Genomic DNA, 15592 nt, shown 5'->3' on the forward strand with positions numbered 1-15592 from the left:
TCGAGACGGCGCTTTGCGCCTCATCAGGATGACGAGGGCAGTGGGATTAAGTCCATCTTGAATCTGCAGCCGGCGGATACTCCGCCAGCCGCAATTGTTGACGCCACCAGGCTCACGCCTTGCCGCAGATTTCCGACAGAAGGCTGGCCGCGACGGAGAACTTGGAAACACTCAGGCTGCCGTCGAGGATCTCGGTGACCGCCCGCTTGGTGCGCACCACCTGGGTTTCGTGATTCTCCAGCCAGCAGGAGAAGCCGCCGTCGCGAACCGCTTCGACCGCCAGGGCCCGATGGGCACCGAACAGGGTCGCGCGGGCGCGGTCGAGCGCCAGGCCGTCGAAATAGTCCCGCACATCCAGATCATTGGCCCGTTCGTGCATGGAGCCGATCTGGAAACTGTGCGCGACCTGGTAATAGGCGGTTGCTGCCGTATCGAGATCCGCGCCGGTTTCCTCCGACACGATGACGATGTCCGGGATCGCGTTCTCGGCCAGCAGCCAGGCAATCCGCCTGGCCAGCGGCTCGGGAACGCCTTTCTCGACGAAGTCGGCAGCGCGCTGGTTCAGGACGGCGGCCGGTTCCTCGGGCAGCACCGCTTCCAGCCGGCCGCGCAGCGCGGCGATGCCGGACCGGAAGCGTTCGACCACCGCCGACAGGCCCTTGTCGAAGGAGACGTTGCGCTTGAACCAGACCACCCGTTCCAGCAACAGGCTCTGGACTTCCGAATAGAGTTCAAGCTGCAGGTCGCCGTCGATCTTCGTGTCGAGCGCGTCGATTTCCGTGTTGAGATCGGTCAGGTCGTAGCTGTTGCGCACGGCGACGAAGCCCTGCGCGATTTCCGTCGTCGTGGCCCCGGTCTGATCGATCAGGCGGGTCAGGAAGGTGGGTCCGCCGCGGTTGATCATGGAATTGGCCAGCATCGTGGCAATGATCTCGCGGCGCAGCCGGTGACCGTTGATCTCGTCCTGATAGGTGGTCGCCATCTGGTCGGGGAAATAGCGGAACAGCTCGCGGGCGAGATAGTCGTCATCCGGAACCGAGCTTTCCAGGAGCGCGTCGTATAGCGTGATCTTGGCATAGGCCAGCAGCACGCCGAGTTCTGCACGGGTCAGCAGCTGGCCGGCCTTGCGCATCTCGTCGAGCGTGGCCTCGTCCGGGAGCTGTTCGACAACCCGGTCCAGCAATCCCGCCTGTTCCAGCTGGCGCATCATGCGCACCTGGTAGCCGAAATCCTCCATGCCCTGCAGGTGCGTCATGGAGATGGCCAGGGTCTGCAGGTAGTTGTTCCTGAGAACAAGGTCGGCGACCTCGTCGGTCATCTCGGCGAGCAGCGTGTTGCGTTGTTCCAGGGTCAGCTTGCCGGATTTCACCGCGGCGCCAAGGGCGATCTTGATGTTGACCTCCATATCGGAGGAATTCACCCCGGCGGAATTGTCGATCGCATCGGAATTGCAGCGCCCGCCTTTCTTGTTGAATTCGATCCGGGCCAGCTGCGTCAGGCCCAGGTTGGCGCCTTCACCGATCACCTTGGCGCCGAGCTGCGGCGCGGTGATGCGGATCGGATCGTTGGCGCGGTCGCCGGCATCCGCGTCGGTTTCCGTCGTGGCGCGGATATAGGTGCCGATGCCGCCGAACCAGAGCAGGTCGACCTCCATCTTCAGGATCGCCATCATGACTTCCTGCGGCGGCGCGCTGGATTTCGGCAGGTTCAGGAGCGCCTGGATTTCCGGCGACAGCGGAATGGACTTCAACTGGCGGGAAAAGATACCGCCGCCCTTTGAAATCAGGCTTTCATTGTAGTCCTTCCAGGAGGAGCGGCCCATGTCGAACAGGCGCTTGCGCTCTTCCCAGGTGGTTGCCGGGTCCGGATCCGGGTCGATGAAGATGTCCCTGTGGTCGAAGGCGGCGACCAGTCTGGTGGCTTTCGACAGGAGCATGCCGTTGCCGAAGACGTCGCCGGACATGTCGCCGACACCGGCAGCCGTGAACGGCTCGGTCTGGATGTCGCGATTCATCTCGCGGAAATGCCGCTTGACCGCCTCCCAGGCGCCGCGGGCCGTAATGCCCATTTTCTTGTGGTCGTACCCGGCGGACCCGCCGGAGGCAAAGGCGTCGCCAAGCCAGAAATGCCGGCCTTCGGAAATGCCGTTTGCGGTGTCCGAGAAGGTCGCCGTGCCCTTGTCGGCGGCAACGACGAGATAGGGATCGTCGCCATCGAAGCGGTTGACCTGCTCGGGCGGCACGATCTTGTCCTCGTCGAGGTTGTCGGTGACGTCGAGCAGCGCGTTGATGAAGATCTTGTAGCTCTCGGTGCCTTCCTTGAACCAGGCGTCGCGGTCGCTCATCGGCGGCAGGTTCTTCGGCACGAACCCGCCCTTGGCGCCGACCGGGACGATCACGGCGTTCTTGACCTGCTGGGCCTTGACCAGGCCGAGCACCTCGGTGCGGAAGTCCTGCGGCCGGTCCGACCAGCGCAAACCGCCACGGGCAACCATGCCGAAGCGCAGATGCACGCCTTCCACCCGCGGGCTGTAGACGAAGATTTCGCGGAACGGACGCGGCTGCGGCAGGTCGTCGATCATGCGGCTGTCGATCTTGAAGGCAAAGACCGGCTTTGGCTGACCCTTGCCGTCCAGCTGGTAAAAGTTGGTGCGCAGGACCGACTCGATGGCATTCTGGAACCGGCGCAGGATGCGGTCGTCGTCGAGGCTGGCAACTTCTTCCAGATTGGAGGTGAGTTCACCCTCGAGCCGCTCGGTGCCCAGGTCCCGGTCCTTTTCGGTGACGGCCGGGTTGAAGCGCAGGTGGAACAGCTCGACCAGCTTGGCGGTGATCAACGGGTAATTGTTGAGCGTCGACCACATGTAGTCTTCGGAAAAGCGGATGCCGGCCTGGCGCAGATACTTGGACAGCGCGCGGATGACGGCGATGTCGCGCCAGGCAAGGTCGGCGGTGAGAACGAGGCGGTTGTAGCCGTCATCCTCGGCCTGCGCGGTCCAGACCGCGATAAACATGCTCTCCAGCCGGGTCTGCAGCTGGTCGGTGAAGTCGATGTCCTCGCCGCCACGTGCCTCGAGTGTCATTTCATGCAGATAGGACATGGGCGCGTCGGCCGGGGTGATGCGATAGGTCCGCTCGTTGATCACCCGGAAGCCCATGTTTTCCAGCATCGGCACGCGCGCCGACAAGGGGATCGGCGACCCGCGGTGATAGACCTTGAGTGCCAGCCGGTTTTCCCTGGTGCCCTTGGGCCGGTGGAAGCTGATCGTGGTGTCGTTGCGCTCCGAAAGCGTTTCCAGCTTGACGATGTCGTAGAGCGCGGACTGGGCGTTGTAGACTTCCTTGTAGCCGCCATGGAAGGACAGTGCGTAACGGTCGGCCAGTTTGCGGGCCCGGGCCGGTGCGAATTCCTGCTTCAATGCATCCCGGACACTGTCGGACCAGGTGCGTACCATGTCGGCAACCGCCGTCTCCAGCTCTTCCTGCTCCGGCTGCGGCGTCTCACCCTTGTCGCGGCCGATGATGTAATGCACCCGCGCCAACGGTCCTTCCGGATAGGTCACGTACCAGGCGGATACCCGGCCTTCGTAAATGGACGCCAGGTAGGTGCCGACATTCAGGCGCACCTCCGTGGAATAGCGGTCCCGCGGAACGAAGACGAGTATGGAGACATAGCGGTCAAACTTGTCCGGACGCGACAGCACGCGGATACGCGGTCTTTCATCCAGCTGCAGGATGGCAATCGAGAAGTCGAACAGGCGCTCGCGCTCGATCTGAAACAATTCGTCCCGGGGGAACGCCTCCAGGACGTTGCGCAGCGCCCGTCCGGAATGGCTTTCGGACCCGTAACCGGCCCGGGCCAGCACGCTGGCGACCTTGCGGCGCAGGAACGGGATCGTGCTGGTCGGTTCAGTATAGGCGGTGGAGGCGAACAGGCCGACAATGCGCAATTCACCGATCAGGTTGCCGTCGTCGTCGTAGAGTTTCGCGCCGACATAGTCCATGTGCACGCGCCGGTGCACGGTGCTCTTGACATTGGCCTTGGCAATGATCAGTGGTTCCGGCTTCTTCAGGAACTCGCGGATTTCCGGCGTGATCTGCACGAATTCGGAGCCGCGTCGCAGGACCCGGACATCCGGGTCGGTGAGGAGACCGAGGCCGGTGCCCTCATGGGGCGAGAGTTCGCCTTCCTCGACGCCGCCTTCGAACGTGTATTCGCGCATGCCCAGGAAGATGAAATTGTCGTTTTCCATCCATTCCAGGAAGTGGATGGCCTCCCACAGGTCGTCGCTGCTGCTGGGGATCTGGGTGGTCTTGTAGGTGTCGATGGCCTCAGCCAGACGTTCCTGCATCGGCTTGAAATCGGAGACCACCGAGCGGACGTCTTTCAGGACCTTGTCCAGGCGCGCCTGCAGGTCGGCCCGGGCGTCGTCGGAATCGATCCTGGTTACATGGATATGGATCAGGCTTTCCTGGCGGTCGGTGCGCTTCGGCGGTTTCTTGCGGGCGACGGACGAGGTCAGCTTGCCGTTTTCGTCGCGCTCGACGATGTAGATCGGGTGGAGGACCAGGTGCACTTCCAGCTTGCTTTCCTGGAGTTCGTCCATCACCGAGTCGACCAGGAAAGGCATGTTGTCATTGACGACTTCAATGACGCTCAACCCCTTGATCTTCTTGCTGTCGGCCTTGAAAGCGGGATCCGAAATGCTGACGCGGTGGGTGCCGAGTTCATGATTCTGGAAGTCCTGCCAGGCATCCCGGACGAACCCGATCAGCTCTTCCGCCGAATAGGTAACGAGATCTTCGGCCGCGCCCCTGTCATAAAAGGCGTGGGAGAACTCGGCGAGGGCGGGATCTTCCTGGCTCAAGGTTGCTTGGACCGCGTCGATGAGTTTCAGTTTCTCGACGTCGTGTTTGTCCGGCATTTTCCATCCCCTTAGGCGATCGTATGGTTTGGCTCTGTCGCATTGTCGGTCTAGGTTATCCTACGACTTAAGTTCATATTGTCGCGACATAAAAGGTTTCATGACGGGAGGAGCAAATTGTCAAGTAAAGTCACGGCCTTGCAAATCGATTCAAATGAAACATTAAGTGAAAAAACGCGAGCGTATTTCGACGTGTGCGAGGAGAAACTGGGTTTGGTGCCCAATGTCCTCCAGGCCTATGCCTTCGACGAAACGAAGCTGCGTGCCTTCACCGACATGTACAACGACCTCATGCTGGCCGAGTGCGGTCTCAGCAAGCTGGAGAGGGAGATGATTGCCGTTGCGGTATCGGCGGTCAACCGCTGTTTTTACTGCCTGACCGCCCATGGCGCCGCGGTGCGCGAACTTTCGGGCGATCCGGTGCTCGGCGAGCTCATGGTGATGAACTACCGGGTGGCCGACTTGTCCGACCGGCAGCGGGCGATGCTCGACTTTGCCGTCAAGTTGACGGAAAGGCCTGCCGAGATCCTGGAAGGTGACCGCCAGGCGCTTCGGGATGTGGGGTTCACGGACCGTGACATCTGGGACATCGCGTCCGTGACGGGGTTCTTCAACATGTCCAACCGCGTCGCGGCGGCATCCGACATGCGCCCGAATGATGAGTATCACTCAAGGGCCCGTTGAGCTCACGGCTCCAGTCTCGGCGGTGACAAGGCCGTTGTTTGGGTGTATGACGCTCCCGACTTATCAAAAGGAGAGGAGCGGGCCATGGTCGCGCGCGTGTTCATTGATGGCGAAGCCGGTACGACGGGTCTGCAGATCCGCGAGCGTCTTGCCATGCGCCGCGACCTGGAGCTGATCTCGATCCCGGAGGAAAGCCGGAAGGATCCGGCCGCCCGGGCCGACCATCTCAACAAGGCGGACGTTGCCATCCTGTGCCTGCCCGATGCGGCGGCCAAGGAGAGCGTTGCGCTGATCGAGAACGACACCACGCGGGTGATCGATGCCTCGAGCGCCCATCGTGTCGCCGAGGGCTGGGCCTACGGTTTTGCAGAGATGGACGCCGACCAGGGCGATATCATCGCCGCCGCCATGCGGGTTGCAAATCCGGGATGCTGGCCGCAGGGGCTGATTGCCGCCGTGCGGCCGCTGATCGCAGCCGGGCTGATTCCCGCAGGGTTCAATTTCACCTATCACGGCATTTCCGGCTATTCCGGTGGCGGCAAGGGCATGATCGCCGACTACGAGGCCGCGGGCACCTCGGCCAACGAGTTCGCTCCCTATGCGCTCGGCTTCAATCACAAGCACCTGCCGGAGATGACGGAATACGCGCTGCTCGACTCGGCTCCCTTGTTCACGCCGTCTGTCGGCAACTACTACAAGGGCATGCTGACCGCCGTGCCCCTGAACCTGGCCGGTCTTGCCAAGGTGCCGACCGGCGAAGAGCTGCATGCCGCACTGGCCGATCATTTCGCCGCGAGTGCCGGCGGCTTTGTCGAGGTCGCACCGCTGGAGGCGCTGGAACGCGCCGACATCCTCGACCCCCAGGCCCTCAACGACACCAACACGCTGCGCCTGCACGTCTTTGCCAATGATGCCAGGGCGCAGGCCGTGATCCTTGCCGTCTATGACAACCTGGGCAAGGGCGCGTCCGGCGCGGCCGTCCAGAACCTCAACCTGATGCTCGGTGTCGACCAGACCACAAGCCTTGCCGCTTGAGCCATCCTTTCGGGAGAAAAACATGGAAAAATTCGAAACCCTGACCGGTGTCGCGGCCCCTCTGCCGATCGTGAACATCGACACGGACATGATCATTCCCAAGCAGTTCCTGAAGACCATCAAGCGCACCGGTCTCGGCACGGCGCTGTTTCACGAGATGCGCGCCAATGACGACGGTTCGGAAAATCCGGATTTCGTGCTCAACAAGGCCGCTTACCGCAACGCCAAGATCCTGATTGCCGGTGACAATTTCGGCTGCGGCTCCTCTCGCGAGCATGCCCCCTGGGCACTGCTGGACTTCGGCATCCGTTGCGTGATCTCCACCAGCTTCGCCGACATCTTCTACAACAACTGCTTCAAGAACGGCATCCTGCCGATCCAGGTTTCGGAGGATGAACTCGACACGCTGATGCATGCGGCCGAGCGGGGTTCCAACTTCACGCTGACCATCGACCTGGAAAACCAGGAGATCCAGGGTCTGGAAAGCGGCGACATCGCCTTCAAGATCGACCATTTCCGCAAGCACTGCCTGATGAACGGTCTCGACGACATCGGCCTGACCATGGCCAAGGCGGACCAGATCGACACGTTCGAAGGCAAGATGGGCGAGAGCCGTCCCTGGGTGTGAGGGTATCTCACCGATTGTTTGGCAAAGCCGGGTCATTTGGCCCGGCTTTTTCTATTTCCGACTGCCTGGCAGGCGTATCCTGAAAAGACGTTGTTGTTTCAACTTGATATGAATTAACGATGTGACTAGCGTCGTTTTACTGCAAGACGATTGATTTTATTGGCCGCTGCCTTTCCGGCATTGCCAGCCGAAACGCATCATTCGATACGGGACATACATGAACAACGGATCCCCGCCAACCATCACGACCGTCAGCGAAGTCCCAAGCCGTGAAACGTTTCTCGAAACCTTCAGCGGGCCGGAGCGACCGGTACTCATCAAGGGATTGGCGAAGGACTGGCCGGCGCGGGGCAAATGGACTCCGGAGCGGTTGCGGGCCGATCTGCACGGAAACCCGAGTGTCAAGGACAGGGGTGTTTTTTTCGTCAGCCGGAAACCGGTCCTCGAGGACGACATCGTGATGCCGGACTTCCTTGAGGAAATTTTGAGGTCGGACAAGGTGATGCCGGATTCCATTGCCTGGCGCTTCTGGATCAACAGGAAGCACAACCGGACGGAATTCCACTACGACACAAATGCGGAAAACGTGATCACCGTCCAGGTGAAGGGGCGCAAGGAATGGGTGCTGGTGTCGCCGGAAACGCCTCTGCCCTGCTATCCCTTTACCAATTTCACGCTTCTGAAATCGGAAGAGAAGCTTCTGCGCTCCAGGGACTATTACAAGTTCGACCTCGAAGAAGGCGACCTGCTCTACGTTCCGCCCTACTGGTATCACCGGGCGGTTGCCAAGGAAGACGTGAACATCAATATCAACTGGACCTTCACGAAACGCGCAACGTCGATCCTGTCCCGGGAATTCAAGCGGGACATCGAACGGATCAGGGTGCTGGACTCCTTCAAGAACCATAAATGGGTCTTCGTCCGGAACGGCTACTCAAAGGTGATCGGGGCGATGCCCAAGGTGGGCGGCATCGGCTGGGGGCTGAAGGCCTTCATCCGCGCGCCCTATACGCCAGGCCGTACGGCGCTGTTCACGCGCTGCTTCAAGGAACTGCTCAGCGTTCCGGGCATGCTGATGACGCTTTCCACGGTTCGCGCGACGCTCAGGAAGGTCGACAAGACCTGATCGCGTGGCCGTCGGTGCCATGAGCGTGCACCCTCGAGGTTGGTCGCGGGCGTCTCACACAGGCTTGAAGAGCTGTTTGATGAAATCTTCAGCCCGAAGGGCTAAATCCTTTCCATGACCTTGTCTTCCCTGGCCCCCTACGCGCCCTGGACCAACCGGCGCGGCAAGTTGTGTCCGTTGCGCCTGGCGGTTTTTCTCTGCCTGTTGCTGCCCGCGGTCACGCTCCTGTCCGGCCTCGCCTTCGGACCTGTTCAGGCCGAACCCTATGAGGCGGCGCTGCATGCCAGCGGGGACTGGGCAGTGCGGTTCCTGCTGCTGAGCCTTGCGGTGACACCGCTCAGGAGGATCTTCTCCTGGAACCGGATCGCAGGTCTCCGGCGCATGATCGGGCTGTCCGTTCTGGCCTATGCATTGCTGCATCTCGGCCTCTATGCAGCCCAGGAGCAGTGGAATCTCCTGAAGGTCGCTTCCGAAATCGGTCAACGCATCTACCTGACAATCGGCTTTGCCGCGCTGCTCGGCCTGTCGGCCCTTGGCGCAACCTCCTTCGACACGGCAATCCGCAAGCTTGGCCGCAACTGGCAGCGCCTGCACAGCCTTGTTTACGGACTCGGGGTTCTGGCGCTGGTGCATTTCTTCCTGCAGTCGAAATCGGACGTCACCGAACCGACCCTGATGGCGGGACTGTTCGTGCTGTTGATGCTTTACCGGGGGGCCGTGAAGGCAGGGGTCGACATCTCGAACCCTCTGGTCCTGGCAGGCGGTGCAGTCCTGGCGGCGCTCGGAACGGCGGGCATTGAATATGCCTGGTACGCGCTTGCCACCGGCATTCCCGCGGACCGGGTTTTCGCGGCGAATTTCGACATCGCGACAGCGATCCGCCCGGCCGTGTGGGTCGGCCTTGCCGGGCTGGGGATCGCGGCTGCGGCGCTGGTGCAGGCGGTTGCCGGACTGGTGCGACCGAAGTTCGGGCTGAGGCGGGTGTAAGATCACTCTCGGACAAGTATCCCTTTGTCGTCATCCCATGGCTTAAACCACTGGTGTCCGGTTTAACGCGGCTCAGTTTCAACAGGTCATTGATTCATTGTCGATAGTTACGCTTGTCCCGATCCGGGACACGCAGTGCCTTGCCGCTTGCACCCCTCTCCCCCCTGGAGGGCTGGGCAATCGCAATTGAAGAAAACACCCCACAGACATCGGTGTCACCCCGGGCGAACAAAGTGAGACCCGGGGCCCACTCGTTTGCAGAGTGGAGAAGCAAAGGCACCTTTCGAATACGCACCGTACGCTTGGGTATGCGGATCTGCGAGTGGGTCCCGGCTCGCGCTGCGCTTGGCCGGGATGACTCCAAAGGTAACGTATTTGCCAAGGGCTTTGACGAGGAATTGCAAATGCGATTGCCTTGCCCTTGGAGGGAGAGACTGGAACAAGCGGGAAAGCCTGTTTGCGTACAGAGGCTCCTGCTTAACCGGACAGCAGTTGGTTTGACCATGGGCACCATGCCGTTGCGGGCCCGTTCGACAGGGCGGTTGATTTGGTAAAGCAACGGCATGGATTGCCGGATCAAGTCCGGCAATGACGAGGCCCGGGAACATTTTCTCTGGTTGGGAATGATGGGAGCCCGCAAGCCCCCTCAAAAAGGCCTACGACTGCTTTTCGTCGTCCTTGACACGCCGCTCGGCGTTGAGCTGCTCCAGTTCGGCCATCTTGTCGCCGATCGGCTTCAGCGCGGACACCGTGTAGCGGAAATGGCTGACACGCTGGTCGAGCAGGCGCTGGGCGAGCTCCGGATATTCCTGGATCATGCGCTTGAAGAGGGCCCGGCGAATACGGATGATACGCACGGCGTCGACGGCCTCGGCCCGGCAGGGGCGCTTGTTTTCGGCCAGAAGGGCGGTTTCGCCAAGAAGCGTGCCCTGGCCGACCCGTTCGATTTCCTCAAAGCCGTCGGCGCCCTTTGTCTGGAGGCTGACCGTGCCGTCGGTGATCACAAGACCGCCATCGGCGCGGTCGCCCTGGTCGAACAGGCGCTGGCCGCTGCTGTAATCCATGCTTTCGGCGCTGAAGGCGAGCAGGCGCAGCTGATCGTCCTGAAAGTCCGAAAGCATCGGGATTTGTTTGAGAATCGCAATGTCTTGGGCAAGGCTCATGCCCCAGATTTACGCTGATTACCCGTTACGGCACAAGCTTATATCCACCGGCTTCTGTGACAAGAAGCTCGGCATTGGACGGGTCCCGCTCGATTTTCTGCCTGAGGCGGTAGATGTGGGTTTCCAGCGTGTGGGTGGTGACACCGGAATTGTAGCCCCAGACTTCATGCAGAAGCACGTCGCGGGTGACCGGTTTTTCGCCGGCGCGGTAGAGGAACTTGAGAATGGAGGTTTCCTTCTCCGTCAGCCGAACCTTGGAGCCGGCGTCGTCCTGCATCACCTTGGCGGCCGGGCGGAAGGAATAGCGGCCAATGGCGAAGGTGGCGTCTTCGCTCTGCTCGTGCTGGCGCAGATGGGCGCGGACACGGGCGAGCAGCACCGCGAACTTGAACGGCTTGGTGACATAATCGTTGGCGCCGGCCTCGAGGCCGAGGATGGTGTCGCTGTCGCCGTCATGGCCGGTCAGCATGATGATCGGCGCCTTGAAGCCGCTTTTGCGCAGAAGCTTGACCGCTTCCCGCCCGTCGATATCCGGCAGGCCGACATCCATGAGCAGCAGGTCGACATGTTCTTCCTTCGCCATGGCGATGCCGGAAGTTGCCGAATCCGCCTGGATGGTCTCGAACTCGTCATAAAGCGAGAGCTGTTCCACCAGCGCTTCGCGCAGTTCGTTATCATCATCGACAATCAATATCGTGCGGGCGGTCATCGTCGTCGTTCCTCGCCAAAAGCCTAAAAACCGATCACGTCAACTTGCGCAATGGACACAAGCGTGTTGCTGCCCCTATGTGCGCGTGAAATTCTCGCCATACAAGCGGTGCGGCGTCAATTCTTCTTCACGCGGGGTTTAGGGGTGGTTTATCAAGACCTTCGCACGAGACGGCGCCAGGGGACAGGCAAATCATGGGAACAGCCAAAAAAGCCACGGATATGCTCGAGGTTCACGCGCTTGCCCGCGACCGGACAAAGGGTGTCCTGCGCATCGGCGAGATCACGGTTCCGTGTGCGCTCGGCAGATCCGGCATCGTGACGCGCAAGCGCGAAGGCGACGGCGGCACGCCGTCGGGGCGCTTTGCCCTGCTGCATGTCTATTACCGGCCGGACAGGGGATTGCCGCCCAGCACGCTGCTTCCAATCGAGCCGCTGACACCGACTGCCGGCTGGTGCGATGATCCGGCCAGCCCGCGTTACAACCGGCCGGTCGACCTGCCCTTTGCCGCGAGCCACGAGACAATGTGGCGCGACGACCGGCTCTACGACATCGTCGTCGTGCTCGACTGCAACCTGTCGCCGGCGGTCAGGGGCAAGGGCAGCGCGATCTTTTTCCATATCGCGCGGGAAGACTACCGCCCGACGGAAGGCTGTGTGGCCGTCGCGCCGCGGCACATGCGGCTGATCCTGTCGACAATCACCGCCGGCGCGGAAATGGTGATCCGCGCCTGAGTGCCGCACAGGTCGGCCTGTTTGCGGCAATCAACGGGATCATGGGTTTGCCGCGACCTGCGGCCGATAGATGATGAAGCTGCCGCTGACCGTGATCGAGGTGCGGACACCGGCATCGTCGGTCGTGGTGGCGGTCCGCACGCCCATGTCGTTGCGCTTGACGGTCTGGTCGTCGGTCACATTGCTTTCCAGAAACGTGGCGACGTTGCCATTGACGCTTTCCAGGATCGCGGTGTGCCGCGGCTCACCTCGCGACAGGGTCTGTTCCTGCCAGCTCCCGTCCGGCTGCGTGACCCGTGTGGTGACCTCGAACCGGGTGAACTGGAAAACGTCGCCGGGCCGGGCGTCGGAAAGATTGCTGACGACGCGTCCCCATTCATAGGTGGAGGCCGGCTTGATGAAACCGACATGCTGGAATCCGTTGTCCACAAGGGTCCAGCATTGGCCATTGCCTTCGACGCGGCCCAGTCTCTGGGTCGCGAAATCGATCAGGCGCTGTGCTTGCTGTGCGTTTGCGTCGGGCATTCACAAAGTCCTTTCTTCTGCCCCACAAGCGCAAAGACTAGAGGTGGCGGCCCGTCTCCACTGTAACGGGCATCACATTTTTTTTGCGTCCAGTGGTGCGGGGCACTTGCCTCGCGCGTCGAGTGGCTGGGCAGGCCCTGGCATATGACTGCAACAGCGTAGGCCTGGCCGGATAACTCTGGTATCAGCAAGGGGGACGTTGAGAAGGAATACAAGCATGCGCTGGAAAGGCCGCCGCGGCAGCAGCAATATCGATGACAGGCGCTCGCGCGGCGGGGGCATGCGTGTGCCGCGCGGCCGCAGGGTGCGTGCCGGTGGCGGGCTTGGCCTGACCGGCATCCTGATTGTGCTCGGCATTGCCTGGCTGACCGGGGTCAACCCGCTGACATTGCTCGGTCAGCTCGACGGTGGCGGCTACCCGCCGGCTTCCTCCGGCAGCCAGCCTCCACGAAGCGCCGCCGACGACGAGACCGCGCAGTTCGTTTCCGTCATCCTGGCGGATACGGAAAACACCTGGGGCGAGATCTTCCGGGACGGCGGCGGCACCTATCCGGAGCCGACGCTGGTGATGTTTTCAGGTTCGGTGTCCTCGGCCTGCGGCTATGCCAGCGCCGCGACCGGTCCTTTCTATTGCGGGGCCGACAGCAAGCTCTATATCGATCTCGAATTCTACAAGGAACTGGCGTCTCAATTGAACGCGCCGGGAGATTTCGCCCAGGCCTATGTGCTGGCCCATGAGGTTGGCCATCACATCCAGAACGTTCTTGGCATTCTGCCGGAGTTTCACAAGGCCAGGCGTACGATGGGCAAGGCGGAGGGCAATGCGCTCTCGGTGCGGGTCGAATTGCAGGCTGACTGCTTCGCCGGCATCTGGGCGCATTATGCTGCCCGCCAACGCGGCTTTGTCGAGGAAGGCGATATCGAGGAGGCGCTCAACGCCGCCAGCCGGATCGGCGACGACACGCTGCAACGCCGGTCACAGGGCTATATCGTTCCGGAAAGCTTCAACCACGGCACCTCGGCGCAACGGGCGCGCTGGTTCAAGAAGGGTTTCCAGGCCGGGCAGCTGGACGCCTGCGATACGTTCAACGCGTCGAATTTGTAGGAAGGCGCAGGAACACGACAGTTCCGTCGCGAGAACGGAACTGCGTGGATCTCAGGGTCACGGCCCTGACGGCCTACTTGATATGGCAGGCCTTGTCGGCGAAGCCCTGATTGCCCGGGTCCATGATGAGAGCGATGGCGGAGATGGCGCAATAGGCCGATGAAACCGAGCCTTCCTGCCAGCCCGGCCAGTAGCTCCACGTGTCCCCCGCGCAGAAAAACGGCAGGGAGGTCGAGAAGGTCGTGATCTGCTCATAGACATCCGGCGTTTCCTTTGCCGTGTCCGATGCCCATCCGCCGACCTGATGCGGCATGTATTGCCACGCGATCGTCATGCCGCGGTCTACATATATGTCCTTCTCATTGCCTGGATGCAGGAGACCGAGACCGTTGATGGCGGCATCGATGCGCTGCTCCTGGGTGAAGGCGGCGAAGGTGACCGCCTCCGTTCCCCGGTTATAGGCACCCGTCAGGACACCCGTGTGGGCGGTGAAATCCTCGGACGGGTACCAGATCTGACTGATGATATCGTCCGTCCAGGAAATGCCGCCATAGATCTCGTCTTCCGTTTCCCAGAACCTGTTCCTGCCCTGCCAGCCGACCTTGATGGCGGGAGTCCAGAGATCCGGTGTCGGATCGTTCGGCCAATGTCCTGTTACGCTGAAGGCCTCAAGCCCGGCAAGGAACGCGGCGGGCATGTGCTGCTTGTTCAAGATGCCGTTCAGCAGCGACGGGGCCATGGTGGAAATGCAGAAATCGAACTCTTCCCTGCCGTCGTTCCACTCGCGGCCATGATCGCCTCCCTTGAGACCGACAACTGTCCGGGCAGAGTCCGCGTAGACTTCGGTCACTTCGGTGTTGAGGAAGACGAGGTCACCGACCTTCGGCGTCTGTCCCTGGACATCGCCCGAGCCATATATGAGAGAATCCGCCTGCACATCCTGCAGAAGCAATTGCTGCCAGATGCGGTCCATGCCGCCGACAGGCTGCATCAGGCTCGGCTGCCAGTCGATATTGTAGCTGTTGAAGAGGAAGGATCCCGGAGACAGTTCCGGATTGGCCGCCGGGTCCCCGACGAAGCCGGAATCGAGAATGGACTCAAGGCCGAGCCGCTTGCGCAATGCGCCCGCATCCCGCCAGCCGCCGGGCACGTCGCTGTAACCGATGCGCGAAGACATGGCGTCGATCACCAGATTGCAGGGATCGTTGGGGTCGGTGCGTTTCAGATCCCCGAAGATCTGCATCAATTCGGCGATCTGTTTTTCCGAGTTGCCGCCGAGCTTGCAGGCCTCCATGTTGACCTTGGCCATCATCTCCGCCATTTCGGAAAAGAGGCTGTATGTGACCTGACCCATGGCGACCGGCTGCCCGCCGTTGAATTTCTCGCTCTGAAGAACATTGGACATGGACTGGAAGAAATAGGGTTCCAGCGCAACGCCGATCTCCTGGCACAGGGCAATGAGATTGAAGTGATTTGACGGAATGCGGCCCGGGCCCGCATTCAGGAAAAGCTCCACCGGATCGCCTTGGTAATCCCTCTCCTGCCAGAGGTCATCCATGAACGTACAAACCTGTTCCTGCGGCGCCGGGCTGCCGGACCGTTCCTGGTAGCGGTCGGCGTACATTTTCGGGAACAGCTTGTCGGGATTGTATTTGGCGAACCACCAGTCCTTGTATTTCTCATCGGAGGGGCGTGCCGTCAGACTGCGTCCGCCATAGCGGTCATCCGCCTCGAAGACGGCGACCTTGAAACCGGAATTCGCCAGCACATAGGCCGAGGTCAATCCGGCGACGCCGGCGCCGAGGATCGCGACCGACTTGCCTTTTCCGAAGTCAGGTCCAAGATCGGGGCGGCTCGTCTGGTAGCCCGCCCTGGCCTGCCAGAACCCCGATAGCAGGGGAGGAGCGGCAAGCCCACCCGCAAGAGCCGTGGCACCTTGCAGGAAACGCCGTCTGGAAACGCCTGAAGTCAT

The 15592-nt window shown here is 61.4% G+C and carries 12 protein-coding genes; 7 read left to right on the plus strand and 5 right to left on the minus strand.

Annotated elements, in window-relative coordinates; genetic code table 11:
- Positions 1 to 112: 112 nt before the first annotated feature.
- Positions 113 to 4924, minus strand: coding sequence for an NAD-glutamate dehydrogenase (locus tag O6760_RS08095; RefSeq protein WP_269584975.1), 4812 nt, complete (start codon positions 4922 to 4924; stop codon positions 113 to 115).
- 117 nt (positions 4925 to 5041) lie between these two features.
- Between O6760_RS08095 and O6760_RS08100 the strand changes: the two genes are divergently transcribed.
- From O6760_RS08100 to O6760_RS08120, 5 genes are all read left to right on the plus strand, one after another.
- Positions 5042 to 5608 (plus strand): peroxidase-related enzyme, encoded by a 567-nt coding sequence (locus tag O6760_RS08100; RefSeq protein ID WP_269584976.1) that lies wholly within the window; start codon positions 5042 to 5044, stop codon positions 5606 to 5608.
- 84 nt (positions 5609 to 5692) lie between these two features.
- Positions 5693 to 6643, plus strand: coding sequence for an N-acetyl-gamma-glutamyl-phosphate reductase (gene argC / locus O6760_RS08105; protein ID WP_269584977.1), 951 nt, complete (start codon positions 5693 to 5695; stop codon positions 6641 to 6643).
- A gap of 22 nt (positions 6644 to 6665) precedes the next feature.
- A complete protein-coding gene (gene leuD, locus O6760_RS08110) occupies positions 6666 to 7271 on the plus strand; it encodes a 3-isopropylmalate dehydratase small subunit (protein WP_269584978.1) in 606 nt (201 codons plus the stop codon).
- Between the two features lie 217 nt (positions 7272 to 7488).
- On the plus strand, positions 7489 to 8397 hold the full coding sequence (locus O6760_RS08115) for a cupin-like domain-containing protein (protein ID WP_269584979.1): 909 nt from the start codon (positions 7489 to 7491) through the stop codon (positions 8395 to 8397).
- Positions 8398 to 8511: 114 nt separating this feature from the next.
- On the plus strand, positions 8512 to 9384 hold the full coding sequence (locus O6760_RS08120; RefSeq protein ID WP_269584980.1) for a sulfite oxidase heme-binding subunit YedZ: 873 nt from the start codon (positions 8512 to 8514) through the stop codon (positions 9382 to 9384).
- Between the two features lie 656 nt (positions 9385 to 10040).
- On the opposite strand, the gene O6760_RS08125 is transcribed toward O6760_RS08120, so the two are convergent.
- Both O6760_RS08125 and O6760_RS08130 read right to left on the minus strand, forming a co-directional pair.
- On the minus strand, positions 10041 to 10547 hold the full coding sequence (locus tag O6760_RS08125; RefSeq protein WP_269584981.1) for a Crp/Fnr family transcriptional regulator: 507 nt from the start codon (positions 10545 to 10547) through the stop codon (positions 10041 to 10043).
- A gap of 25 nt (positions 10548 to 10572) precedes the next feature.
- Positions 10573 to 11256, minus strand: a complete 684-nt coding sequence (locus O6760_RS08130) for a response regulator transcription factor (RefSeq protein WP_269584982.1) — start codon at positions 11254 to 11256, stop codon at positions 10573 to 10575.
- A gap of 194 nt (positions 11257 to 11450) precedes the next feature.
- Between O6760_RS08130 and O6760_RS08135 the strand changes: the two genes are divergently transcribed.
- Positions 11451 to 11990, plus strand: coding sequence for a L,D-transpeptidase family protein (locus O6760_RS08135; RefSeq protein WP_269584983.1), 540 nt, complete (start codon positions 11451 to 11453; stop codon positions 11988 to 11990).
- A 39-nt stretch (positions 11991 to 12029) separates the two neighbouring features.
- Here the strand turns inward: O6760_RS08135 and O6760_RS08140 are convergent, their stop codons facing one another.
- A complete protein-coding gene (locus tag O6760_RS08140) occupies positions 12030 to 12515 on the minus strand; it encodes a hypothetical protein (RefSeq protein WP_269584984.1) in 486 nt (161 codons plus the stop codon).
- 217 nt (positions 12516 to 12732) lie between these two features.
- Between O6760_RS08140 and ypfJ the strand changes: the two genes are divergently transcribed.
- Positions 12733 to 13620 (plus strand): KPN_02809 family neutral zinc metallopeptidase, encoded by an 888-nt coding sequence (gene ypfJ / locus O6760_RS08145; protein ID WP_269584985.1) that lies wholly within the window; start codon positions 12733 to 12735, stop codon positions 13618 to 13620.
- 73 nt (positions 13621 to 13693) lie between these two features.
- Here ypfJ and O6760_RS08150 read toward each other — a convergent pair whose 3' ends face one another.
- Positions 13694 to 15592 (minus strand): flavin monoamine oxidase family protein, encoded by a 1899-nt coding sequence (locus O6760_RS08150; protein WP_269584986.1) that lies wholly within the window; start codon positions 15590 to 15592, stop codon positions 13694 to 13696.

It is taken from the genome of Roseibium sp. Sym1 (assembly GCF_027359675.1).
Classification (GTDB): Bacteria; Pseudomonadota; Alphaproteobacteria; order Rhizobiales; family Stappiaceae; genus Roseibium.

What these genes read in the sequence shown, in the direction of transcription:
- O6760_RS08095 (WP_269584975.1), bottom strand. Translation starts at nt 4,924, where the DNA reads ATGCCGGACAAACACGACGTCGAGAAACTGAAACTCATCGACGCGGTC.
- argC (WP_269584977.1), top strand. Translation starts at nt 5,693, where the DNA reads ATGGTCGCGCGCGTGTTCATTGATGGCGAAGCCGGTACGACGGGTCTG.
- leuD (WP_269584978.1), top strand. Translation starts at nt 6,666, where the DNA reads ATGGAAAAATTCGAAACCCTGACCGGTGTCGCGGCCCCTCTGCCGATC.
- O6760_RS08115 (WP_269584979.1), top strand. Translation starts at nt 7,489, where the DNA reads ATGAACAACGGATCCCCGCCAACCATCACGACCGTCAGCGAAGTCCCA.
- O6760_RS08120 (WP_269584980.1), top strand. Translation starts at nt 8,512, where the DNA reads ATGACCTTGTCTTCCCTGGCCCCCTACGCGCCCTGGACCAACCGGCGC.
- O6760_RS08125 (WP_269584981.1), bottom strand. Translation starts at nt 10,547, where the DNA reads ATGAGCCTTGCCCAAGACATTGCGATTCTCAAACAAATCCCGATGCTT.
- O6760_RS08130 (WP_269584982.1), bottom strand. Translation starts at nt 11,256, where the DNA reads ATGACCGCCCGCACGATATTGATTGTCGATGATGATAACGAACTGCGC.
- O6760_RS08135 (WP_269584983.1), top strand. Translation starts at nt 11,451, where the DNA reads ATGGGAACAGCCAAAAAAGCCACGGATATGCTCGAGGTTCACGCGCTT.
- O6760_RS08140 (WP_269584984.1), bottom strand. Translation starts at nt 12,515, where the DNA reads ATGCCCGACGCAAACGCACAGCAAGCACAGCGCCTGATCGATTTCGCG.
- ypfJ (WP_269584985.1), top strand. Translation starts at nt 12,733, where the DNA reads ATGCGCTGGAAAGGCCGCCGCGGCAGCAGCAATATCGATGACAGGCGC.
- O6760_RS08150 (WP_269584986.1), bottom strand. Translation starts at nt 15,592, where the DNA reads ATGACTTCAGGCGTTTCCAGACGGCGTTTCCTGCAAGGTGCCACGGCT.